General features: G+C 61.9%; 22 protein-coding genes. 15 read left to right on the top strand and 7 right to left on the bottom strand.

What is annotated here, in order from left to right:
- Positions 1-2: 2 nt before the first annotated feature.
- Positions 3-1,415: a MocR-like pyridoxine biosynthesis transcription factor PdxR gene (pdxR, locus tag HKK54_RS31390; RefSeq protein WP_169389000.1), complete on the bottom strand. Its 1,413-nt coding sequence runs from the start codon at positions 1,413-1,415 to the stop codon at positions 3-5.
- A gap of 17 nt (positions 1,416-1,432) precedes the next feature.
- Positions 1,433-2,035 carry an FMN-dependent NADH-azoreductase gene (locus tag HKK54_RS31385; RefSeq protein WP_169388999.1) on the bottom strand — a complete coding sequence of 201 codons (603 nt, stop codon included), beginning with the start codon at positions 2,033-2,035 and terminating at the stop codon, positions 1,433-1,435.
- A gap of 195 nt (positions 2,036-2,230) precedes the next feature.
- Between HKK54_RS31385 and HKK54_RS31380 the strand changes: the two genes are divergently transcribed.
- From HKK54_RS31380 to HKK54_RS31370, 3 genes are all read left to right on the top strand, one after another.
- Complete coding sequence (locus HKK54_RS31380; RefSeq protein ID WP_029615984.1) at positions 2,231-2,677, top strand: carboxymuconolactone decarboxylase family protein; 447 nt, start codon at positions 2,231-2,233, stop codon at positions 2,675-2,677.
- A 76-nt stretch (positions 2,678-2,753) separates the two neighbouring features.
- Positions 2,754-3,074, top strand: coding sequence for a DMT family transporter (locus HKK54_RS31375; protein ID WP_169388998.1), 321 nt, complete (start codon positions 2,754-2,756; stop codon positions 3,072-3,074).
- A 114-nt stretch (positions 3,075-3,188) separates the two neighbouring features.
- Positions 3,189-3,827 carry a hypothetical protein gene (locus HKK54_RS31370; protein ID WP_010172397.1) on the top strand — a complete coding sequence of 213 codons (639 nt, stop codon included), beginning with the start codon at positions 3,189-3,191 and terminating at the stop codon, positions 3,825-3,827.
- 65 nt (positions 3,828-3,892) lie between these two features.
- Here the strand turns inward: HKK54_RS31370 and HKK54_RS31365 are convergent, their stop codons facing one another.
- Entirely contained in the window at positions 3,893-4,438 is a 546-nt protein-coding gene (locus HKK54_RS31365) for a hypothetical protein (protein WP_010172395.1), read from the bottom strand.
- 213 nt (positions 4,439-4,651) lie between these two features.
- Here HKK54_RS31365 and HKK54_RS31360 point away from each other — a divergent pair, with 213 nt between their 5' ends.
- On the top strand, positions 4,652-4,981 hold the full coding sequence (locus HKK54_RS31360; RefSeq protein ID WP_029615983.1) for a hypothetical protein: 330 nt from the start codon (positions 4,652-4,654) through the stop codon (positions 4,979-4,981).
- A 3-nt stretch (positions 4,982-4,984) separates the two neighbouring features.
- Here the strand turns inward: HKK54_RS31360 and HKK54_RS31355 are convergent, their stop codons facing one another.
- The gene (locus tag HKK54_RS31355; protein ID WP_169388997.1) at positions 4,985-5,536 is read right to left on the bottom strand and encodes a DUF4262 domain-containing protein; all 552 of its coding nucleotides are present in this window, start codon (positions 5,534-5,536) and stop codon (positions 4,985-4,987) included.
- Between the two features lie 172 nt (positions 5,537-5,708).
- Between HKK54_RS31355 and HKK54_RS31350 the strand changes: the two genes are divergently transcribed.
- From HKK54_RS31350 to HKK54_RS31340, 3 genes are all read left to right on the top strand, one after another.
- Positions 5,709-6,404: a fumarylacetoacetate hydrolase family protein gene (locus HKK54_RS31350; protein WP_169388996.1), complete on the top strand. Its 696-nt coding sequence runs from the start codon at positions 5,709-5,711 to the stop codon at positions 6,402-6,404.
- 36 nt (positions 6,405-6,440) lie between these two features.
- The gene (locus HKK54_RS31345; RefSeq protein WP_010172387.1) at positions 6,441-7,340 is read left to right on the top strand and encodes a helix-turn-helix transcriptional regulator; all 900 of its coding nucleotides are present in this window, start codon (positions 6,441-6,443) and stop codon (positions 7,338-7,340) included.
- 129 nt (positions 7,341-7,469) lie between these two features.
- A complete protein-coding gene (locus tag HKK54_RS31340; RefSeq protein ID WP_169388995.1) occupies positions 7,470-7,730 on the top strand; it encodes a hypothetical protein in 261 nt (86 codons plus the stop codon).
- 287 nt (positions 7,731-8,017) lie between these two features.
- Here HKK54_RS31340 and HKK54_RS31335 read toward each other — a convergent pair whose 3' ends face one another.
- The gene (locus HKK54_RS31335; protein WP_010172383.1) at positions 8,018-8,962 is read right to left on the bottom strand and encodes a sensor domain-containing diguanylate cyclase; all 945 of its coding nucleotides are present in this window, start codon (positions 8,960-8,962) and stop codon (positions 8,018-8,020) included.
- A gap of 243 nt (positions 8,963-9,205) precedes the next feature.
- Between HKK54_RS31335 and HKK54_RS31330 the strand changes: the two genes are divergently transcribed.
- Positions 9,206-9,454, top strand: a complete 249-nt coding sequence (locus HKK54_RS31330) for a DUF1652 domain-containing protein (protein WP_010172381.1) — start codon at positions 9,206-9,208, stop codon at positions 9,452-9,454.
- Between the two features lie 4 nt (positions 9,455-9,458).
- Here the strand turns inward: HKK54_RS31330 and HKK54_RS31325 are convergent, their stop codons facing one another.
- Positions 9,459-9,602, bottom strand: a complete 144-nt coding sequence (locus tag HKK54_RS31325; RefSeq protein ID WP_166742173.1) for a hypothetical protein — start codon at positions 9,600-9,602, stop codon at positions 9,459-9,461.
- A gap of 270 nt (positions 9,603-9,872) precedes the next feature.
- On the opposite strand from HKK54_RS31325, the gene HKK54_RS31320 reads away from it, so the two are divergent.
- The 5 genes from HKK54_RS31320 to HKK54_RS31300 all read left to right on the top strand — a co-directional run bounded on the left by HKK54_RS31320 (position 9,873) and on the right by HKK54_RS31300 (position 12,174).
- Positions 9,873-10,193, top strand: coding sequence for a YXWGXW repeat-containing protein (locus HKK54_RS31320; protein ID WP_169388994.1), 321 nt, complete (start codon positions 9,873-9,875; stop codon positions 10,191-10,193).
- 47 nt (positions 10,194-10,240) lie between these two features.
- On the top strand, positions 10,241-10,822 hold the full coding sequence (locus HKK54_RS31315) for an RNA polymerase sigma factor (protein WP_169388993.1): 582 nt from the start codon (positions 10,241-10,243) through the stop codon (positions 10,820-10,822).
- Positions 10,819-11,250 (top strand): hypothetical protein, encoded by a 432-nt coding sequence (locus tag HKK54_RS31310; protein WP_169388992.1) that lies wholly within the window; start codon positions 10,819-10,821, stop codon positions 11,248-11,250. The genes HKK54_RS31315 and HKK54_RS31310 overlap by 4 nt, the downstream gene beginning before the upstream one ends.
- Complete coding sequence (locus HKK54_RS31305) at positions 11,247-11,723, top strand: periplasmic heavy metal sensor (protein WP_169388991.1); 477 nt, start codon at positions 11,247-11,249, stop codon at positions 11,721-11,723. The genes HKK54_RS31310 and HKK54_RS31305 overlap by 4 nt, the downstream gene beginning before the upstream one ends.
- A 241-nt stretch (positions 11,724-11,964) precedes the next feature.
- Positions 11,965-12,174, top strand: coding sequence for a YXWGXW repeat-containing protein (locus HKK54_RS31300; protein WP_081480101.1), 210 nt, complete (start codon positions 11,965-11,967; stop codon positions 12,172-12,174).
- On the opposite strand, the gene HKK54_RS31295 is transcribed toward HKK54_RS31300, so the two are convergent.
- Positions 12,145-13,104: a LysR substrate-binding domain-containing protein gene (locus HKK54_RS31295; protein WP_010172371.1), complete on the bottom strand. Its 960-nt coding sequence runs from the start codon at positions 13,102-13,104 to the stop codon at positions 12,145-12,147. The two genes, HKK54_RS31300 and HKK54_RS31295, sit on opposite strands and share 30 nt — an antisense overlap.
- A gap of 118 nt (positions 13,105-13,222) precedes the next feature.
- Between HKK54_RS31295 and HKK54_RS31290 the strand changes: the two genes are divergently transcribed.
- Positions 13,223-14,227 carry an aldo/keto reductase gene (locus HKK54_RS31290; RefSeq protein ID WP_169388990.1) on the top strand — a complete coding sequence of 335 codons (1,005 nt, stop codon included), beginning with the start codon at positions 13,223-13,225 and terminating at the stop codon, positions 14,225-14,227.
- 17 nt (positions 14,228-14,244) lie between these two features.
- Positions 14,245-15,042, top strand: coding sequence for an SDR family NAD(P)-dependent oxidoreductase (locus HKK54_RS31285; protein ID WP_237151032.1), 798 nt, complete (start codon positions 14,245-14,247; stop codon positions 15,040-15,042).
- The last annotated feature ends 6 nt before the right edge of the window (positions 15,043-15,048 follow it).

Below are 15,048 nucleotides of genomic sequence, written 5' to 3'. Positions count from 1 at the left end.
GATCAGGCCATGAGCGTATCCAGGATGCGTTTCCCAAGGGCCTCGGCGACGGCCTCGGATTCGATATTGGCAAAGCCCAGCAGCAGGCCGGGGCCGGTCTGCCCTTGAATATTCCAGTCGCTCAAGGCTTCTGCATAAATCCCGGCCTGCGCCAGGCGCACCACGCACAGGCGGTCTGACTGTTGCGCGTTCAGGCGCAGGATCAGGTGCATTCCGCCCGGTTGGGCATCAATCGAAATATGCGCGCCCAAGGCCTTGCGCAGGCCCCTGGCGGTGGCTTCCCGACGCTCACCGTAGAGTTTGCGCATACGCTGGATATGCCGCGCAAAATGCCCTTCGGCCATAAACGTCGCGACGATCGCCTGGGTCAATTCCGGGCAACCGCCGAGGAAGGTCTGGCTGACGTGTTCGAAGCGTTCCACCTGCGCCGCCGGCACCACCAGATAAGCGAGGCGGATACCGGGAAACAACACCTTGCTGAACGTCCCGGCGTAAAGCACCCGGCCGTCGCGGTCCAGGCTCTTGAGGGCCGGCAGCGGGCGGCTCACGTAGCGGTATTCGCCGTCGTAGTCGTCCTCGATGATCCAGGCCTGCTGGCGGCTGGCCCAATCCAGCAGTTCCAGGCGCCGGGGCAACGACAGCGAGACGCACAGCGGGCTTTGATGGGCCGGCGTGACCACAACGGCGCGGGCGCCTTTGCCCGGTTGCACGGCCTGGGACACCTGCATGCCGTCCTGGTCCACCGGTACCGGTATGGCGTGGATATTCAGGTAATCCAGCAACGGTCGGGTGAACAGGTAGCCCGGGTCTTCCACCAGCACCCGGTCGCCCGGTTCCAGCAGCGCATGGGCGATCAGGCCCAGGGTGTTGCGGTAGCCCGAGGTGACGAAGACTTGCGCAGGCGAGCAATGGATACCCCGGGCGACCTGCAGGTAGCTGGCAATCGCCGTGCGCAGGGAGTTCAGGCCATAGACGCAGGGGTTGGCCATGTCTGCGACCTGGGTGGCACGCACGCAGCGGGCGGCGATTTTCGACCAGATCTTGCGCGGGAACGCATCGAGTGCCGGCAGGCCCATTTGAAACGGCAGCACGGCGGCCTTTTGCCTCACGGCGTTGTGATCGCTGGCGGTGGCGGGGCGCTCCGGCAGGCTGGACTTGATCCCTTCCGCCACCACGGTGCCGGCCTGGCCACGCGCCTGGATATAGCCTTCGGCTGCCAGCAGCGAATACGCCGTGTCGATGGTGCCCCGGGCCAGACCCAGCTCCTTGGCCAGGGCCCGGGCCGCCGGTATGCGTTCCCCCGGCTTGAGCAGACCGTCGGCAATCGCGCTGCGGAACCGCCAGTAAAGTTGCCGGTAGATCGGCTCGGCAGAGCCGGCGTCCAGCGGCGAAAAGGCCTTGATCGAAGTGCTCATCCGGCGGCGAGTCCTGTTCAGGTGGCGAAGTAGTCGTGCAGCGCCTGGTCGGTCTGGAGGCGGGTCTGGGCCAGGGTTTCCGGGCGTGAAGCGGTGCCTTCGACGGTGAAGAAGGTCACGTCATGCAGGCCGATCATGCCCAGGATGGTTTTCAGGTACGGCGTCAGGAAGTCCGGCTGGTGCGCACGCTCCCCGGAAAATCGCCCGCCCGAGGCCACGGCGACGAACACGGGCCGGTCCTGCAACAAGCCGACCTTGCCCTGGGCGGAGATATCGAAGGTGCGGCGCACCCGCGCGATGTGATCGAGCCATAGCTTGAGGGCTGCGGGCACCGAGTAGTTATGCATGGGGGTGGCAATCACCACGATATCGGCCAGTTCCACTTCGCGAACAAGCTGCTCGGACTGGGCCATCGAACCCTCTGATGAGACATCCACCGGCGACTGCTGGGACGTTGCATAAGGCTCGTCCAGCGGCGCCAGCGCATTCCCGGCGATAACGCGCCGGGTCACCTCGGCAGCCGGGTGCCGCTGGCGCAGGCATTCAATGATCTTGTGGGAGAGCGCGGTGCTCTCCGACGCTTGCCCGCGAGGGCTGGCACTGACATGCAGAATATTCATGGGGCGGTGCTTCCTGGATGGATGGCCCTCAGTCTACGAACCCCATGACCCATGCCAAAGGGCCAAGAATCAAGATTCAGAGTAGGCCATGCCGGCGCATTCATGGCCTGGTGTTCAAGCCAGATCATGGATCTTTTGGAGTAGGCCATGGCGCCGCAAGATGGCGGCTTCATCCCACTGCTACAGGATTTCACCATGACAACGCGTCTCGACTACTCCAAAGCTTCCCCTGAAGGTTACAAAGCGTTCGGCGGGGTTTACGTCTACCTGCAGAACAGTGGCCTGTCCAAGGAGCTGATCGACCTAGTCTACCTGCGGGTTTCCCAGGTCAACGGCTGCGCCTTTTGCATCGACATGCACTCGCGGGACCTGCTCAAGCAAGGCCTGGCCGTGGACAAGCTGGTGCTGGTGCCGGTGTGGCATGACGCTGGCGCTGTCTTCACCCAGCGTGAGCGCGTGGCGCTGGCCTTTGCCGAAGCCGTTACCGCCAGTGATGTTTCCGACGCGGACTACGCGGCGGCGGCCGCCGAGTTCAGTGACAAGGAGCTGGCTGATCTTACCTACGGCATCGCCTTGATGAATGCCTTCAACCGGCTGGGCATCACCTTCCGCACCACGCCAGCGGCTGCCGCCAAGGCCTAAGCCGAAGCGGATTCGCGGTGGCGAGGCGGCTGGGCCCCTCGCCACACACCCAATGAGTTTCCTGAGGGTTCACCCCATGGCATGGCTACTCCTCGGCTTGGCCGGCATCCTTGAAATCGCCTTCGCGTTCGCGATGAAGGCCTCGGATGGCTTCACCCGATTTACCCCCGGACTGCTCACCGTGGTGACCGGCGTTTCCAGCGTGATCCTGCTTTCGATGTCGCTGCGCACCCTTCCAGTGGGCAGCGCCTATGCGGTCTGGACGGGAATCGGCGCCGCCGGCACCGCGATCCTCGGCATGGCGTTGCTGGGCGACTCCACCGCGCCGTTGCGGGTGCTGTGCATCGTGCTGATCCTGGCAGGCGTGATCGGCCTCAAGCTGGTCTCGGCCAATTAGTGCCGGTATGAGCAGGTATTTATCAGAGATGGCCTTTTAACATTGCGGCTCACTCTTTATCATCCGCCCCAGCACTCCGGCCATGGAGACGCTCCATTCACTAAGGAAGTCGTAATGCACATTGGAAAAATGCTGGGGTTGGCCCTGATCACGTTGTCGATGAGCGGCTGCGCCAGTTTCACGAAGGACGAAGTAGCACCGGTCACGCTGCCGTCGAAGGCCAGCTACGCCAACAAACCTAACGTCTACGTAGACTTCAAGTTCTACCAGGGCGAGCCGACCAACGCCGCCGCCGCCGAGGTTCCGCAAGCGCGGGAAATGCTCAAGCCTCAGCTGCAGAAAGTCTTGACCGACTCCGGCCTGTTTGGTCGCGTTACCCTGGATGAATTCCAGAAGCAGCCGGGCGATTACAACCTGCGCCTGAAGGTCTACAACCATCCACCGGGTGGCGGCCAACTGGCCCTGGCGTTTATCAGCGGCTTTACCTTCACCATCATCCCGGCGCTGGGGACTGATCAGTACACCATGAAGCTGGAGTCGGTGGACGCACAAGGCCAGACGCTGAGCACCGGCACCAACCATGACGCGATCAATACCTGGATGGGTATCTGGTTTATCCCGCTGATGGCCAACACGCCAAAAGACGCGGTGACCGACACCTTCACCCGCCAGGTCAATGCCTTGCTCAAGCAAATGGTCGACGGTAATAACCTGAAGTACTCGGCACTGGATGCCGGCGTGCCACGGGCGTGACACGTTGCAAGCAATAAGCTGAAACAGCTGCGAGGGCAGGGTGAACGGCCCTCGCAGCCCAGGCCTTACTTCAGCGCCTGGATAAACAGCGGGTCGCTGTACAGCGACTTGAGCAAATCCCGCACCATCGGGTTGTAGGCATTGGCAGCATTCGGGATCGCAATGAACCCGAAGAACGAACTGGACCAGGTGTGATTCACTTCCTTGGTCGCGTCGTACACCACGTCAGTCCCCTTGAGCAGCGTAAACCGTGCGGCCAGCGTGCCGTTGCCGGAGCCCATGCCTGCCGTCAGCGAATTCTTCACCACCAACACTTGCAGATGACGTTCGGCTTGCGGGTTCAGCAGGCCTGCCAATTGCAGTTCCTGAGTGATTGCGGCCTGGATATGCGCCGGGATACTGCCGCTGGGTGAGCGGATTGGATTGGCACGTACCGTCAGCGAACCTTCGCCCGACGCAGCAGTGACTTGGGCATTGCTGACGGGTTGCAGCGGGGCTTTTTGCTTGAGGATCTGGACGTTGTCGAAGTTCGGCTCGTATTGCGTCATGGTGACGCCGCAACCTTGCAACAGCAGCGCGAGCAATGGGGTCAACAGTAGAAGCTTTTTCACGGCGTTTCCTTGCGTGAGTGTGGGAGAGCGCCGCGATTATCGTCAGGCAATGGCCGGGCGGCAACAAATAGTGGCAAAAGGCCTTAAAACTTGCGTAGGCGCTTGACCCGCTTCCCTGCCGGAAAAATCATCGAGAAGGCAATTTGCTGGCCCCTTTGTAACAAAATCCTCGCCAAAATCACTTTTATTTTCAGGTGGTTAGGCGGGATGCAAATGCGCAAGGTTGGAATCATGCTGATCGCCTGTTCCCTGGCGGGTGGGGCAGTTTCGGTTCAGGCACGGGAGCTGCGGGACAACGACAAATACATGTGCAGCTGGGGCGCGGGCACGGCGGCCCGGGCGCAGGAATTGAAGTTGTCGGGGGTGTCGCTGTATGCCGCGCGCCAGAAACTGAAGACCTACCAGTTCAAGAAACCCTGGATGCACATGATGGCCATGGGCATCACCGAGCAGACCTATGACAGCCGCTCGCGGGTCAAGCCCGAGGTGATTCGCCAGAGTTTTTATCAGGATTGTGTGCGCTACAAGCTTGCGCGCAAGTAACCCCTACTTGTCCAGCAGCGGCTGGAGCCGTGAGAACGACTGGTCGTAGGTCGGCTCCCACGGAAAGCGCCCTTGCTTGTCCGGCCAGACCATTTGCAGCGCGGGGAAATCCGCCTGGACCGAACCGTAGAACCAGCCGGCATAACCGAGGTATTCGCGGTAGTGCTGGCGGGCGACAGGAATGAACGCGATGCGCATGCCTTCGGCAATATCGTCATAGGGCGTGTAGGTTTCATAGGCGGCTTTCGCGCCGGCAAAGCGGATCGCGGTGATGTTCAGCAACTGCTGTGCAATCTGCGGTGGCAGCCCGAATACGATGATTTCCGGCTGGCCGAAATTTGCGTAGAACCCCAGCGAGTAGGCAAACGACGGCTCCCCGTCTTCGGCACGCACATGTACATGATGCCAGCCGATTTTCTTGATATCCGCCAATACCTGTTCGTCGTACTCCGAATCTGCCTTGGGCAACTGGAATCCCGGGAGCGGGGCCTTGGCCGACGTGTTCATCGAGAACAATGAGGCGGCGAAGAGGGCGACGGCGCGAATGATGTTCATCAGAGTCCTTTCTGCGGGATCGTTGGGTGAAAGCGCGATGAGGCTAGCAGCGTTGGGTTCGGTCGGCAAAGTGATCGATGCACCGCTCAGTGCAAAATCTGCGTAAGGCTGTCCAACTTCGCCCTGGCGCCAGTGCGCATACTGGCCCCAGGTAAACGAAGAGGCACCTGCCATGACCCGCTACGTCATCACTCCCAACGAAATCCCGTCCCTCGCCATCCAGGACGACGACGCTCGCTTCCCGCTGCGCCGGGTGTTCTGTGTGGGGCGCAACTACGGCGAACATACCCGTGAAATGGGCCACGACCCCGACCGCGAGCCGCCGTTCTTTTTCATGAAACCGGCCGATGCCGTGGTGCCCGCCGAGGGCGTGATCGCCTATCCGCCGCTGACCGCCGACCTGCACCATGAAGTCGAGTTGGTGGTAGCCATCGGCAAGGGCGGGGTGGACATTGCCCCGGAAGATGCCCTCGCGCATGTCTGGGGTTACGGCCTGGGCATCGACCTGACCCGCCGCGACCTCCAGGCCCAGGCGAAAAAACAGTCGCGTCCCTGGGAATGGGCCAAGGCCTTCGATGCGTCGGCACCTTGCACGGCGTTGCAGCCGGTGAGCGCCGTCGGCCACCCGGGCACTGGGCGAATCTGGCTGAAGGTCAATGGTGAACAACGCCAGGTGGGCGACCTGGCGGACCAGATCTGGTCGGTGGCCGAGGTGATCAGCCATGCGTCCCAATCCGTGGCGCTGAAGGCTGGCGACCTGATCTTCACCGGTACTCCGGCGGGCGTCGGCACCTTGCAACCGGGGGATGTCGTGACCGCCGGAATCGACGGCCTGGCCGAGCTGGGCTTCACCCTCGGCCAGGGTTGACGCTACAGTGGTGCCCAGGCTTCCCGAGAATGACGTATGCCCGGCACCCGCATCACCACCTACGGCATGGAACAGCGCAGCGACCGCTCCGACTTCTATATCCGCGACAAGCGGGGCAGGGCGGCGCTGACCAGTCCCCATCGCCACGAATACTTCCAGATCCAGATCAACCTCGGCGGCGACACCGTGCAGCACATCGGCGGTGCGGTGCGCCCGTTCCCGAAAAAGGCCCTGGCCTTTATCCTGCCTCATCGCCTGCACGTGATCCCCCATCCCGAAGACGGCGACTTCATGCTGATCAATTTCAGCCAGGGTTTTTTCCTGCCGCAACTGACCTGCGACCCGCTGGACCTGGAAGACATTCCCATCGGCCAGGCCCCTGAGCTGTCGCCGTTCCGTTTCCAGGAACAACTGGATTTCATCCTTGAAGACGCGGCATTCGAGGAAGTCAAAACCTGGCTGGAACACATGCGCACCCTCGACGCCCACCGCAGCTTCGGCGCCCGGGAGCGGCTCAAGGGTTACCTGTTCCAGTTGATCGGGCTGGTGTGCCAACAGTACGCCGAACCGCTCCAGGCCTTCGCCGCCAACAACGCCACCCGCCGTGGCCGCAAGGACGCCCTGGCGCGGGTGCAAGGCTACATCCGTGAGCATCTGCACGAACCGTCGCTGAACCTCACCGAAGCGGCGGCGGCCGCCTTTCTGTCGCCCAACTACCTGACCCACCTGCTGCGCAAGGAAACCGGCAAGCCGTTTTCCCAACTGGTGCTCGACCGGCGCATGCAACTGGCGCGCACGCTGCTGCTCAACAGCCCGCAGAGGATCGGCGCGATCGCCGACCGTTGCGGGTTTACCGATGAAGCGTATTTTTCCCGGTGTTTCCGCAAGGCCCACGGGCTGGCGCCGGGGCAGTTCAGGCGGCGTGAGCAGGATTAACGCGTCATTCGGCTGACTGTTTTACAAATCCAACACAACCCATGTGTTTCAATTTACATACAATTGAGCGTCTCGGTGAGAAGCTGGGCGACGACGTTCGCTATCAGAAACACAAGGTGCAATGAGTGTATGAGTGAGCTGGAACCCCCTCCATCCAACGCCTTCCGCTATTTTGTTGTCGGGGTTCTGTGTGTGGCGGTGATGCTGGGGGCCTATTTCGTACGGCTCAATGCCCAGGTTGATCGGCAGCGGGAAGAAGCGGCTGAGCGCCTGGCGTTGTGTCGTCAGGCGGCCGCCGTTTCGCGTGCCTCTCCTCAGGACGAATTGGTGCTGGTGGATCCGTGCAGACACTTGAGTGAGCATTACCTGAAGAAGCCCACACACTTTTAATTAATAACCTTATTTTTATCGCGGAATTAAACAGCGCAAGTTTGTTTAATTTAGGGAGTTATTGCACCAAAAAGTGGCATTTTTAATAATCGGATCCATTAAAAATGTGTGGTTATTGAATGACTTAGCGCTGTTTTAATCCGACGAAAGGTTGAAAATTATCTTGTTACAAGTTTTCCCGCTGGGTAATATAGCCGGGCGTTCACCTCCCACGGTTTATGCATTTTTAAATCCCAAGTTTCCATCAGCTACTTGGGATTTTTTTTGCCCGCGATTTGACCTTTGTATCAATTCGCCACGTCGGCAAACTCCGCGCGCATCCGGCCATTGCGCTTGGCCTGGTACAGCAGCTTGTCGACCGCTTCGACAAACTCCAGCGCCGCGCTGCCCGGTTTTACCGTGCAGGTGCCTACCCCAAGACTCAGCGTCAGCAGGTCGGACACCGCCGAATGCCCATGCCCGATCTGTTGCTGGCGTATGAGGTGCAGGCAGCGTTCGGCCACGCGCCGGGCGGATTCGGCATCGGTTTCCGGCAGCAACCACACAAACTCTTCACCGCCGATGCGCGCAATGAAGTCCCGTGGCCGGTTGGCCGCCTGCGACAGCGTGCGTGCCACCTGGCGCAGGCACTCGTCGCCCTTGATATGGCCGTAGAGGTCGTTGTACTGCTTGAAATAATCGATATCCAGCAGGATCAACGACAGCGGCAATTGGCTGCGCTGGGCACTGGTCCATTCGCGCGCCAGCACGGTGTCGAACATGCGCCGGTTGGCGATGCCGGTCAGGCCGTCCTGGAAGGAATACTCCTCCAGCTGTTTCTGCAGGCGGATCAAGTGCTCTTCGGTCTTCTTGCGCTCGCTGATATCGAACATGAAGCCGATCAGCGCTTGCACCTCGCCGTCCTTGCGCTCCACGTGCACCACGTCGCGAATCCACACGTACTCGCCGCTGGCGGTCAGGGCCCGGTAATCGGCTTCGTGGTCGACCCCGGCGCGGGACTGCGAGACGCAGAAGTTGACCACGTATTCGCGGTCGTCCGGGTGCATGCGTTCCACCCAGTCATCGACGGTGGCCCAGCTCTGCGGGGTCCAGCCCAGCAATGTCTCGATTTGCGGGCCGATGTAGCTGAAGGTCATGGTTGCCCAGTCGATGCGCCAGGGAATGGCCTTGGTCGATTCCAGCAAGGTCTTGTACACGGCACTGTCGGGTTCGCTCGGCGGTTCGATGCTCATAAGGGACGCTCTTGATGGCGGCAAAAACCCAGAGCATCTGGCCATCATCGACAGGAATCAAGTGCTTCGCGCGGCATCGGATGAGAGGTCGTGGTGTGGTTTTTCTGGCGTCAGCCGGCCAGCGGTTTTAGCCAAAATGAGCACTGAGTATCACTTTTGACTTAATTCCCCGGCAGGTTGAAAAAGCTCATCTACCCTAGACGGATCACGTCCACCGAGTCTGGTCCAGCGAAGGGTGCCCGCATGGTCTCGATAGCCGAGTTTCGCCACATCATGGAGTCGGGCTTCCTGCCCCTTGCCTGTGACTGCTCGTTGAACAGCGACGGTTCGCTGCGCATCAATATCTTCGACCCGGTCTCCGGCCGCGTCGACCTGCTGTTGACCCGTGTCTCGCCCCAGGGTCTGGACAGCATCCGTTCCATCTCAAACCTGATAGGCGAACTGCGCACCGAGATCAAGGCCGGGCGCAGGGGGTTTGCGGCGGTTAGTTAGTCGATCAGGAGATCGCTTGTGCCGTCGGGGTCGTGACTACCCCGTAACCGCGCCAGCAGCAATGCTCGCGGTGCCCCGGCAGGAACACGCAGCCGCCAAGGTTCATGAGCAGGACGGCGGCAACCAGCAGTGAAATTCGACGAGACATGGTGATTTCCTCAAGGTAGTGAACGTTGCCGCTCAACAGGCAGGCCTGCGGATCGCCAACGGTTAACCCTTGAACGCGACCGCCTGGCCAAATCCGTCGCGGCTTTTTGCATATTTCATCAAACCCCCGCAAACCCTGGGCAATACTGGCCCTGTCTGGCGTGCTCGCGCGTCGCGAAAAAAAATCATTTTTGACGCGACGGATTTCCCCGGCACCCGCCGTTCAACCCTGCAGCTGCGATCACTGGCGATCGCCGATGAAGGAGTTGTCATGAGAGTTGCACGACCGCTGGCCACATTACGTTATGCCTTGTTGCTCCCGCTGGCCCTGGCTGCCCTGGTCAGCACGCCGACCTTTGCCCAGACCGAAGTGATCATCCGCGATGCGCCGCCGCCGATGCGCGTCGAGGCGATTCCCGTCGAGCGTCCTGGCTACGTGTGGGACCGCGGGCACTGGCGCTACGAAGGGCGTGGCTACGTGTGGGTGCCGGGCCATTGGCAGCCGGTGATGCGCAACGCCCGTTGGGAACCTGGCCACTGGGAGTCGCGCGGCCCCAACTGGTTCTGGATCGAAGGCCACTGGATTCGCTGACCCGCCCGTCAACCTGACCCTTAGCCACCGGACCGAGACTTGCCCTATTGAAAGACACTGATCCGGACGTTGAGCTGTTGGCCCGCATCGGTAACAACGAACCGGCGGCCATCAACGAAATGGTGACGCGCAAACTTCCACGTTTGTTGGCGCTCGCCAGTCGGATCCTCGGGGATGCCGACGAGGCCAGGGACGTGGCCCAGGAAAGCTTCCTGCGTATCTGGCGCCAGGCTGCGAACTGGCGCAGCGGCGAAGCGCGCTTCGACACCTGGTTGCACCGCGTGGTGCTCAACCTGTGCCATGACCATTTGCGTCGGCGCAAGGAGCGCCCGTTGAACGACGAGGAGGCCATGAACGAGGTGGTCGACAGCGCGTCTGCGCCCGATGAGCAGCTCGAAGCGGTTGCCCGCAGCGAGCATATGGCGCGGGCGTTGGCGTCGCTGCCTGATCGCCAGCGCGAGGCGATCGTGCTGCAGTACTATCAAGAGCTGTCGAATATCGACGCCGCGGCGCTGATGAACATCAGCGTCGAGGCACTGGAGAGCCTGCTGTCACGGGCCCGGCGCAACTTGCGCAGTTACCTTGACGACACACCCGGGCCCGCCCGCCCAGGAAGGGGAAAACCATGACGCCCGAACGATTTGCCCAATTGGCCGAGGCTTACGGCGGCCACTTGCACCGTTGGCCCCGCGCCGAACAGGCCGAGGCCCAGGCACTGCTGGACGCAGGCGATGACGGCGCACTGGAGGTGTTGCATCAGGCACGCTGGCTCGATGGCCAACTGGATAGCTATCAACTGGCGCCGGTCGACCCGGCGCTGGCCCGGCAGATCCGCCAGTCGTTTCCCCAGCGCCCATCCTTCTGGGCCCGCTACGCCGGCTGGCTGTCGCCCGCCGGTTTCGTCGGCGTGGGCATTGCCGGGATCGCCGCCGGAATCCTGGTGGCGTCCTTGAGCGTGCCGCTGCCCATGCTCGGCCCTGAAGTCTTGCCGAGTGTCTTCGACCAGGGCGACGCCGAAGTCGTCTTCACCGTCAACGCCGAGGAAAGCGAGCAATGACCCCGTCACCCAAATACCTGAAGCCGCTGCTGGTTGTGTCGGTGTTGTTCAACGTGTTTTTGATCGGCGGGGTCGGCGGTGGCCTGTACCACTGGCTGGCGAATACCAAACCCGCCGAGGCCGTGGTGAACCAGCATGGCTTGCGCCAGGCGATGGTCAAGCTGCCGCCGGAACGGCGCAAGGAATTGCGCCAACTGCTGCGTCAGAATCGCTCGGACAGTCAACCGCTGGTGCTGGCCGGGCGCGAGGCGCGGCTGGATGTGATCAAGCAACTGGAAGCGCCGACCCTGGACCGCGAGGCATTGGTGACCGACCTGGGCAAAGCCCGGGAAGCCGACATGGCGCTCCGGGCGTTGGTGGACAACACCCTTGCGCAGTTCGCCAGCACCTTGCCCCGGGACGAGCGCCAGCGGTTGGTGGAAGCGTTGTATCTGAAGGGGCAGGCGAAGGGCCAGGTCGCCAAAAAGAACTGAGACGGACGCTGATCGTTCCCACGCTCTGCGTGGGAATGCCGCCTCGGACGCTCTGCGTCCCACTGGCGATGCAAGGATCAGCTCTTGCGCAGGGGTGACGCGGAGCGTCACGGGATGCATTCCCACGCTGAGCGTGGGAATGAGTTTGACGAGACCGGCGACGGATTTTCCCGGCTGACGACGTTTAACCCCGGTAAGCCCGCCACTCAGGCGACGGCTAGTCTCATTGGGGAACCGCACCATGTCCCGCCTATTCAAAGCCACGCTGACCGCCACGTTGATGGCGGCTGCGTTATCCGGTTGTATTGTCGAACCTGTTCACCCGCGTCGTCCGCCGCCCTTGGTTGAAGTGGTGCCGGTGGCACCGGCGCCGGGGTATCAGTGGGTGCGGGGGCACTATCGCTGGGGGAACGGGCAGTGGTTATGGGTGCCGGGGCATTGGCGGTATTGATCCTTCACCACTGTCAGCAACAACACCGGCTCCCACCTGTGGTAGGGGCTCCGTCAGCACTTTCCTGAACGTCTCCACCAACGGCCGCAAATTGATCCGGTGCCACGCCGCCCACAGCGGTGTGGTGTAGGTCAGCCACGGCAGTTCCCGCAGCACCACGCCCGGTGGTGCATTGCGGCTCAAACCCTTTTGCACCATCGCCACACCCAACCCCGACGCCACCAGTCCCAGCGCGGTAAACGGCTCGCTGGCTTCCATCGGAATCTGCGGGGTGAAACCTGCCCGAATGCACGCCGCGACGAAGTCATCCGCCGGGTTTGCGCCGGGTTTGCGTTGTACGCCGATCCATTGTTGCTCGGCGAGGTGTTCGGGCAGCAGTTCGCTGAGGCTGGCCAGCGGATGCTGCTCGGGCAGCGCCAGCAACATCGGATCGTCCAGCACTTGCAAGGCAATCAGGTCGGGGTCATCTGCTGCCGGCGGTTCACCTACTAGGGCGATGTCGAGGCTGCGCTGGCGCAAGCCTTCCAGTTGCTCAATGGAGGGCAGGTTGTACAGGGCGATATGCACGTTGGGCCGGGCGTCACGCAGTACCTTCAGGGCGTTGGGCAGTACGCCCGCGTGCATGGCGTTTTCGATGTAGCCGATACACAACCCGCCTTCTTCGCCTTTGCCCAGGCGCCGGCCCAACGATTCCAGGCGGTTGGCGTGAGTCAGCAGCGCCTTGGTTTCGGCGAGGAACGTCTGGCCGTCGCGGGTCAGGCGGATGCGCTGTTGGCTGCGCTCGAACAGGGTCAGGCCCAGGCGTTCTTCCAGTTGGGCGATTTGTCGGCTCAGGGGCGATTGGGAGATGTGCAACCGTTCGGCAGCACGCCCCACGTGTTCTTCTTCAGCGACTACAACGAAGTAGCGCAGTTGGCGAAAATCGATCATGTCAGACCTGTAAGGACTCAAGTTGGTCGCAGTATGTCTTGGACGGTCCGATCTCTGCAATCTACGATCTGCTCAACGGTCAACACAGCGACCTTGAACAATCTTGAGGATTTACCCCATGAGCTTGAAAGACAAACTGCCCGGTGTGCTGGGTTTTGGCACCGCCCCGTTGGGGAACATGTTCCGTGCAATTCCTGAAGACGAGGCGCAAGCCACTGTCGAAGCGGCCTGGAACCAGGGCGTGCGCTACTTCGACACCGCGCCGTTCTACGGTTCGGGCCTCTCGGAAATTCGCCTGGGCCAGGCCCTGTCGAAGTACAACCGCGACGACTATGTGCTCAGCACCAAGGTCGGCCGGGTGATCCTGGATGAAGTGGAAGAAAGCGCCCGCGACCTGGGCGAGAAAAGCGGCGTGTTCGAACATGGCCGGCCGAACAAGATGGTCAACGACTACAGCGCCGACGCCACCCTGCGTTCCATCGAAGACAGCCTCAACCGTCTGCAAACCGATCGCCTCGACATTGTGTGGATTCACGACATCGCCCAGGACTTCTACGGCGACCAATGGCTGGACTACTTCAATCAGGCGCGCACCGGGGCTTTCAAAGTGCTGACCCGCCTGCGTGAAGAAGGCGTGATCAAGGCCTGGGGCCTGGGCGTCAACCGCGTCGAGCCGTGCGAATTGACCCTGGATCTGACCGAAGCCCAGCCCGATGGCTTCCTGCTCGCGGGTCGCTACACCTTGCTCGACCACGAACGTGCCTTGCAGCGCCTGATGGACGCGGCCCTGGCGCAGGACGTCGAGATCGTGGTCGGCGGCCCTTACAGCTCGGGGATCCTGGCCGGCGGTGCACATTTTGAATACCAGAAAGCCAGCCCGGCGATCATCAGCAAGGTCGAGCAGATCAAGGCGATTGCCGCTGCCCATGGCGTCAGCGTGAAAGCCGCGGCCCTGCAATTCTCCCTGGCCCACCCGGCGGTGGCGGCAGTGATTCCGGGTGCCAGTCGTCCGGGTCGAATTGCCGAAGACGTCGCGGCGTTGTCAGAGAAGATTCCCGCAGCCTTTTGGCAGGCCCTGCGCGAGGCCCGATTGATTTCGGCCCGTGCACCGCTGCCGCTCTAACCACAGGAACGCGAACGATGAAAATTGATATCAGTGGCAAAGTCGCAATCGTCAGTGGCAGCACCGCCGGGATCGGCCTGGGCATCAGCCAGGCCCTGGCCCAATCCGGCGCCACGGTGGTGGTGATCGGGCGTGAATCGGGCAAGGTCGATGAGGCGCTGGCGACGATTCGCCAGGCCGTACCCGGCGCCGAGTTGCGTGGATTGGTGGCGGACCTCGGCACGCTGGAGGGCGCTGAAAAATTGTTCGCCGCCGAGCCGCGGGCCGACATCCTGGTGAACAACCTCGGGATCTTCAACGACGTCGATTTCTTCGACGCACCCGACAGCGAGTGGACGCGTTTCTACGAGGTCAACGTGATCTCCGGCGTGCGGCTGTCGCGGCATTACACGCCGGGCATGGTCAAGCAGGGCTGGGGCCGGGTGATCTTCGTATCGTCTGAATCCGGCGTGGCAACCCCCGCCGACATGATCAACTACGGCGTCACCAAAAGCGCCAACCTGGCGGTGTCCCACGGGCTGGCCAAACGGCTGGCGGGCACTGGGGTGACGGTCAACGCGATCCTGCCGGGCCCGACCTTTACCGACGGCCTGGAGCACATGCTCAAGGACGCGGTTGCCAAGTCCGGCCGCAGTGCGCGGGACGAGGCCGATGTGTTTGTGCGCAATGCGCGGCCGACGTCGATCATCCAGCGCGCAGCGAATGTGGATGAAGTGGCGAATCTGGTGGCGTACATTGCTTCACCGTTGTCCTCTGCAACCACCGGTGCCGCGTTGCGGGTCGACGGCGGCGTTGTCGACAGCATGGCAATCTGATTTTTC

This window comes from Pseudomonas sp. ADAK13, assembly GCF_012935715.1.
In the GTDB taxonomy this organism is placed as follows: Bacteria; Pseudomonadota; Gammaproteobacteria; order Pseudomonadales; family Pseudomonadaceae; genus Aquipseudomonas.
This window is presented reverse-complemented; position numbering and strand designations above follow the sequence as displayed.

Bases quoted from the DNA above. Each gene is read 5' to 3' on its own strand.
- HKK54_RS31305 (WP_169388991.1), top strand. From the start codon at position 11,247: ATGACCCCGTCACCCAAATACCTGAAGCCGCTGCTGGTTGTGTCGGTG.
- HKK54_RS31380 (WP_029615984.1), top strand. From the start codon at position 2,231: ATGACAACGCGTCTCGACTACTCCAAAGCTTCCCCTGAAGGTTACAAA.
- HKK54_RS31335 (WP_010172383.1), bottom strand. From the start codon at position 8,962: ATGAGCATCGAACCGCCGAGCGAACCCGACAGTGCCGTGTACAAGACC.
- HKK54_RS31340 (WP_169388995.1), top strand. From the start codon at position 7,470: ATGAGTGAGCTGGAACCCCCTCCATCCAACGCCTTCCGCTATTTTGTT.
- HKK54_RS31330 (WP_010172381.1), top strand. From the start codon at position 9,206: ATGGTCTCGATAGCCGAGTTTCGCCACATCATGGAGTCGGGCTTCCTG.
- HKK54_RS31355 (WP_169388997.1), bottom strand. From the start codon at position 5,536: ATGAACATCATTCGCGCCGTCGCCCTCTTCGCCGCCTCATTGTTCTCG.
- HKK54_RS31320 (WP_169388994.1), top strand. From the start codon at position 9,873: ATGAGAGTTGCACGACCGCTGGCCACATTACGTTATGCCTTGTTGCTC.
- HKK54_RS31385 (WP_169388999.1), bottom strand. From the start codon at position 2,035: ATGAATATTCTGCATGTCAGTGCCAGCCCTCGCGGGCAAGCGTCGGAG.
- HKK54_RS31345 (WP_010172387.1), top strand. From the start codon at position 6,441: ATGCCCGGCACCCGCATCACCACCTACGGCATGGAACAGCGCAGCGAC.
- HKK54_RS31285 (WP_237151032.1), top strand. From the start codon at position 14,245: ATGAAAATTGATATCAGTGGCAAAGTCGCAATCGTCAGTGGCAGCACC.
- HKK54_RS31300 (WP_081480101.1), top strand. From the start codon at position 11,965: ATGTCCCGCCTATTCAAAGCCACGCTGACCGCCACGTTGATGGCGGCT.
- pdxR (WP_169389000.1), bottom strand. From the start codon at position 1,415: ATGAGCACTTCGATCAAGGCCTTTTCGCCGCTGGACGCCGGCTCTGCC.
- HKK54_RS31325 (WP_166742173.1), bottom strand. From the start codon at position 9,602: ATGTCTCGTCGAATTTCACTGCTGGTTGCCGCCGTCCTGCTCATGAAC.
- HKK54_RS31290 (WP_169388990.1), top strand. From the start codon at position 13,223: ATGAGCTTGAAAGACAAACTGCCCGGTGTGCTGGGTTTTGGCACCGCC.
- HKK54_RS31350 (WP_169388996.1), top strand. From the start codon at position 5,709: ATGACCCGCTACGTCATCACTCCCAACGAAATCCCGTCCCTCGCCATC.
- HKK54_RS31370 (WP_010172397.1), top strand. From the start codon at position 3,189: ATGCACATTGGAAAAATGCTGGGGTTGGCCCTGATCACGTTGTCGATG.
- HKK54_RS31295 (WP_010172371.1), bottom strand. From the start codon at position 13,104: ATGATCGATTTTCGCCAACTGCGCTACTTCGTTGTAGTCGCTGAAGAA.
- HKK54_RS31360 (WP_029615983.1), top strand. From the start codon at position 4,652: ATGCGCAAGGTTGGAATCATGCTGATCGCCTGTTCCCTGGCGGGTGGG.
- HKK54_RS31310 (WP_169388992.1), top strand. From the start codon at position 10,819: ATGACGCCCGAACGATTTGCCCAATTGGCCGAGGCTTACGGCGGCCAC.
- HKK54_RS31375 (WP_169388998.1), top strand. From the start codon at position 2,754: ATGGCATGGCTACTCCTCGGCTTGGCCGGCATCCTTGAAATCGCCTTC.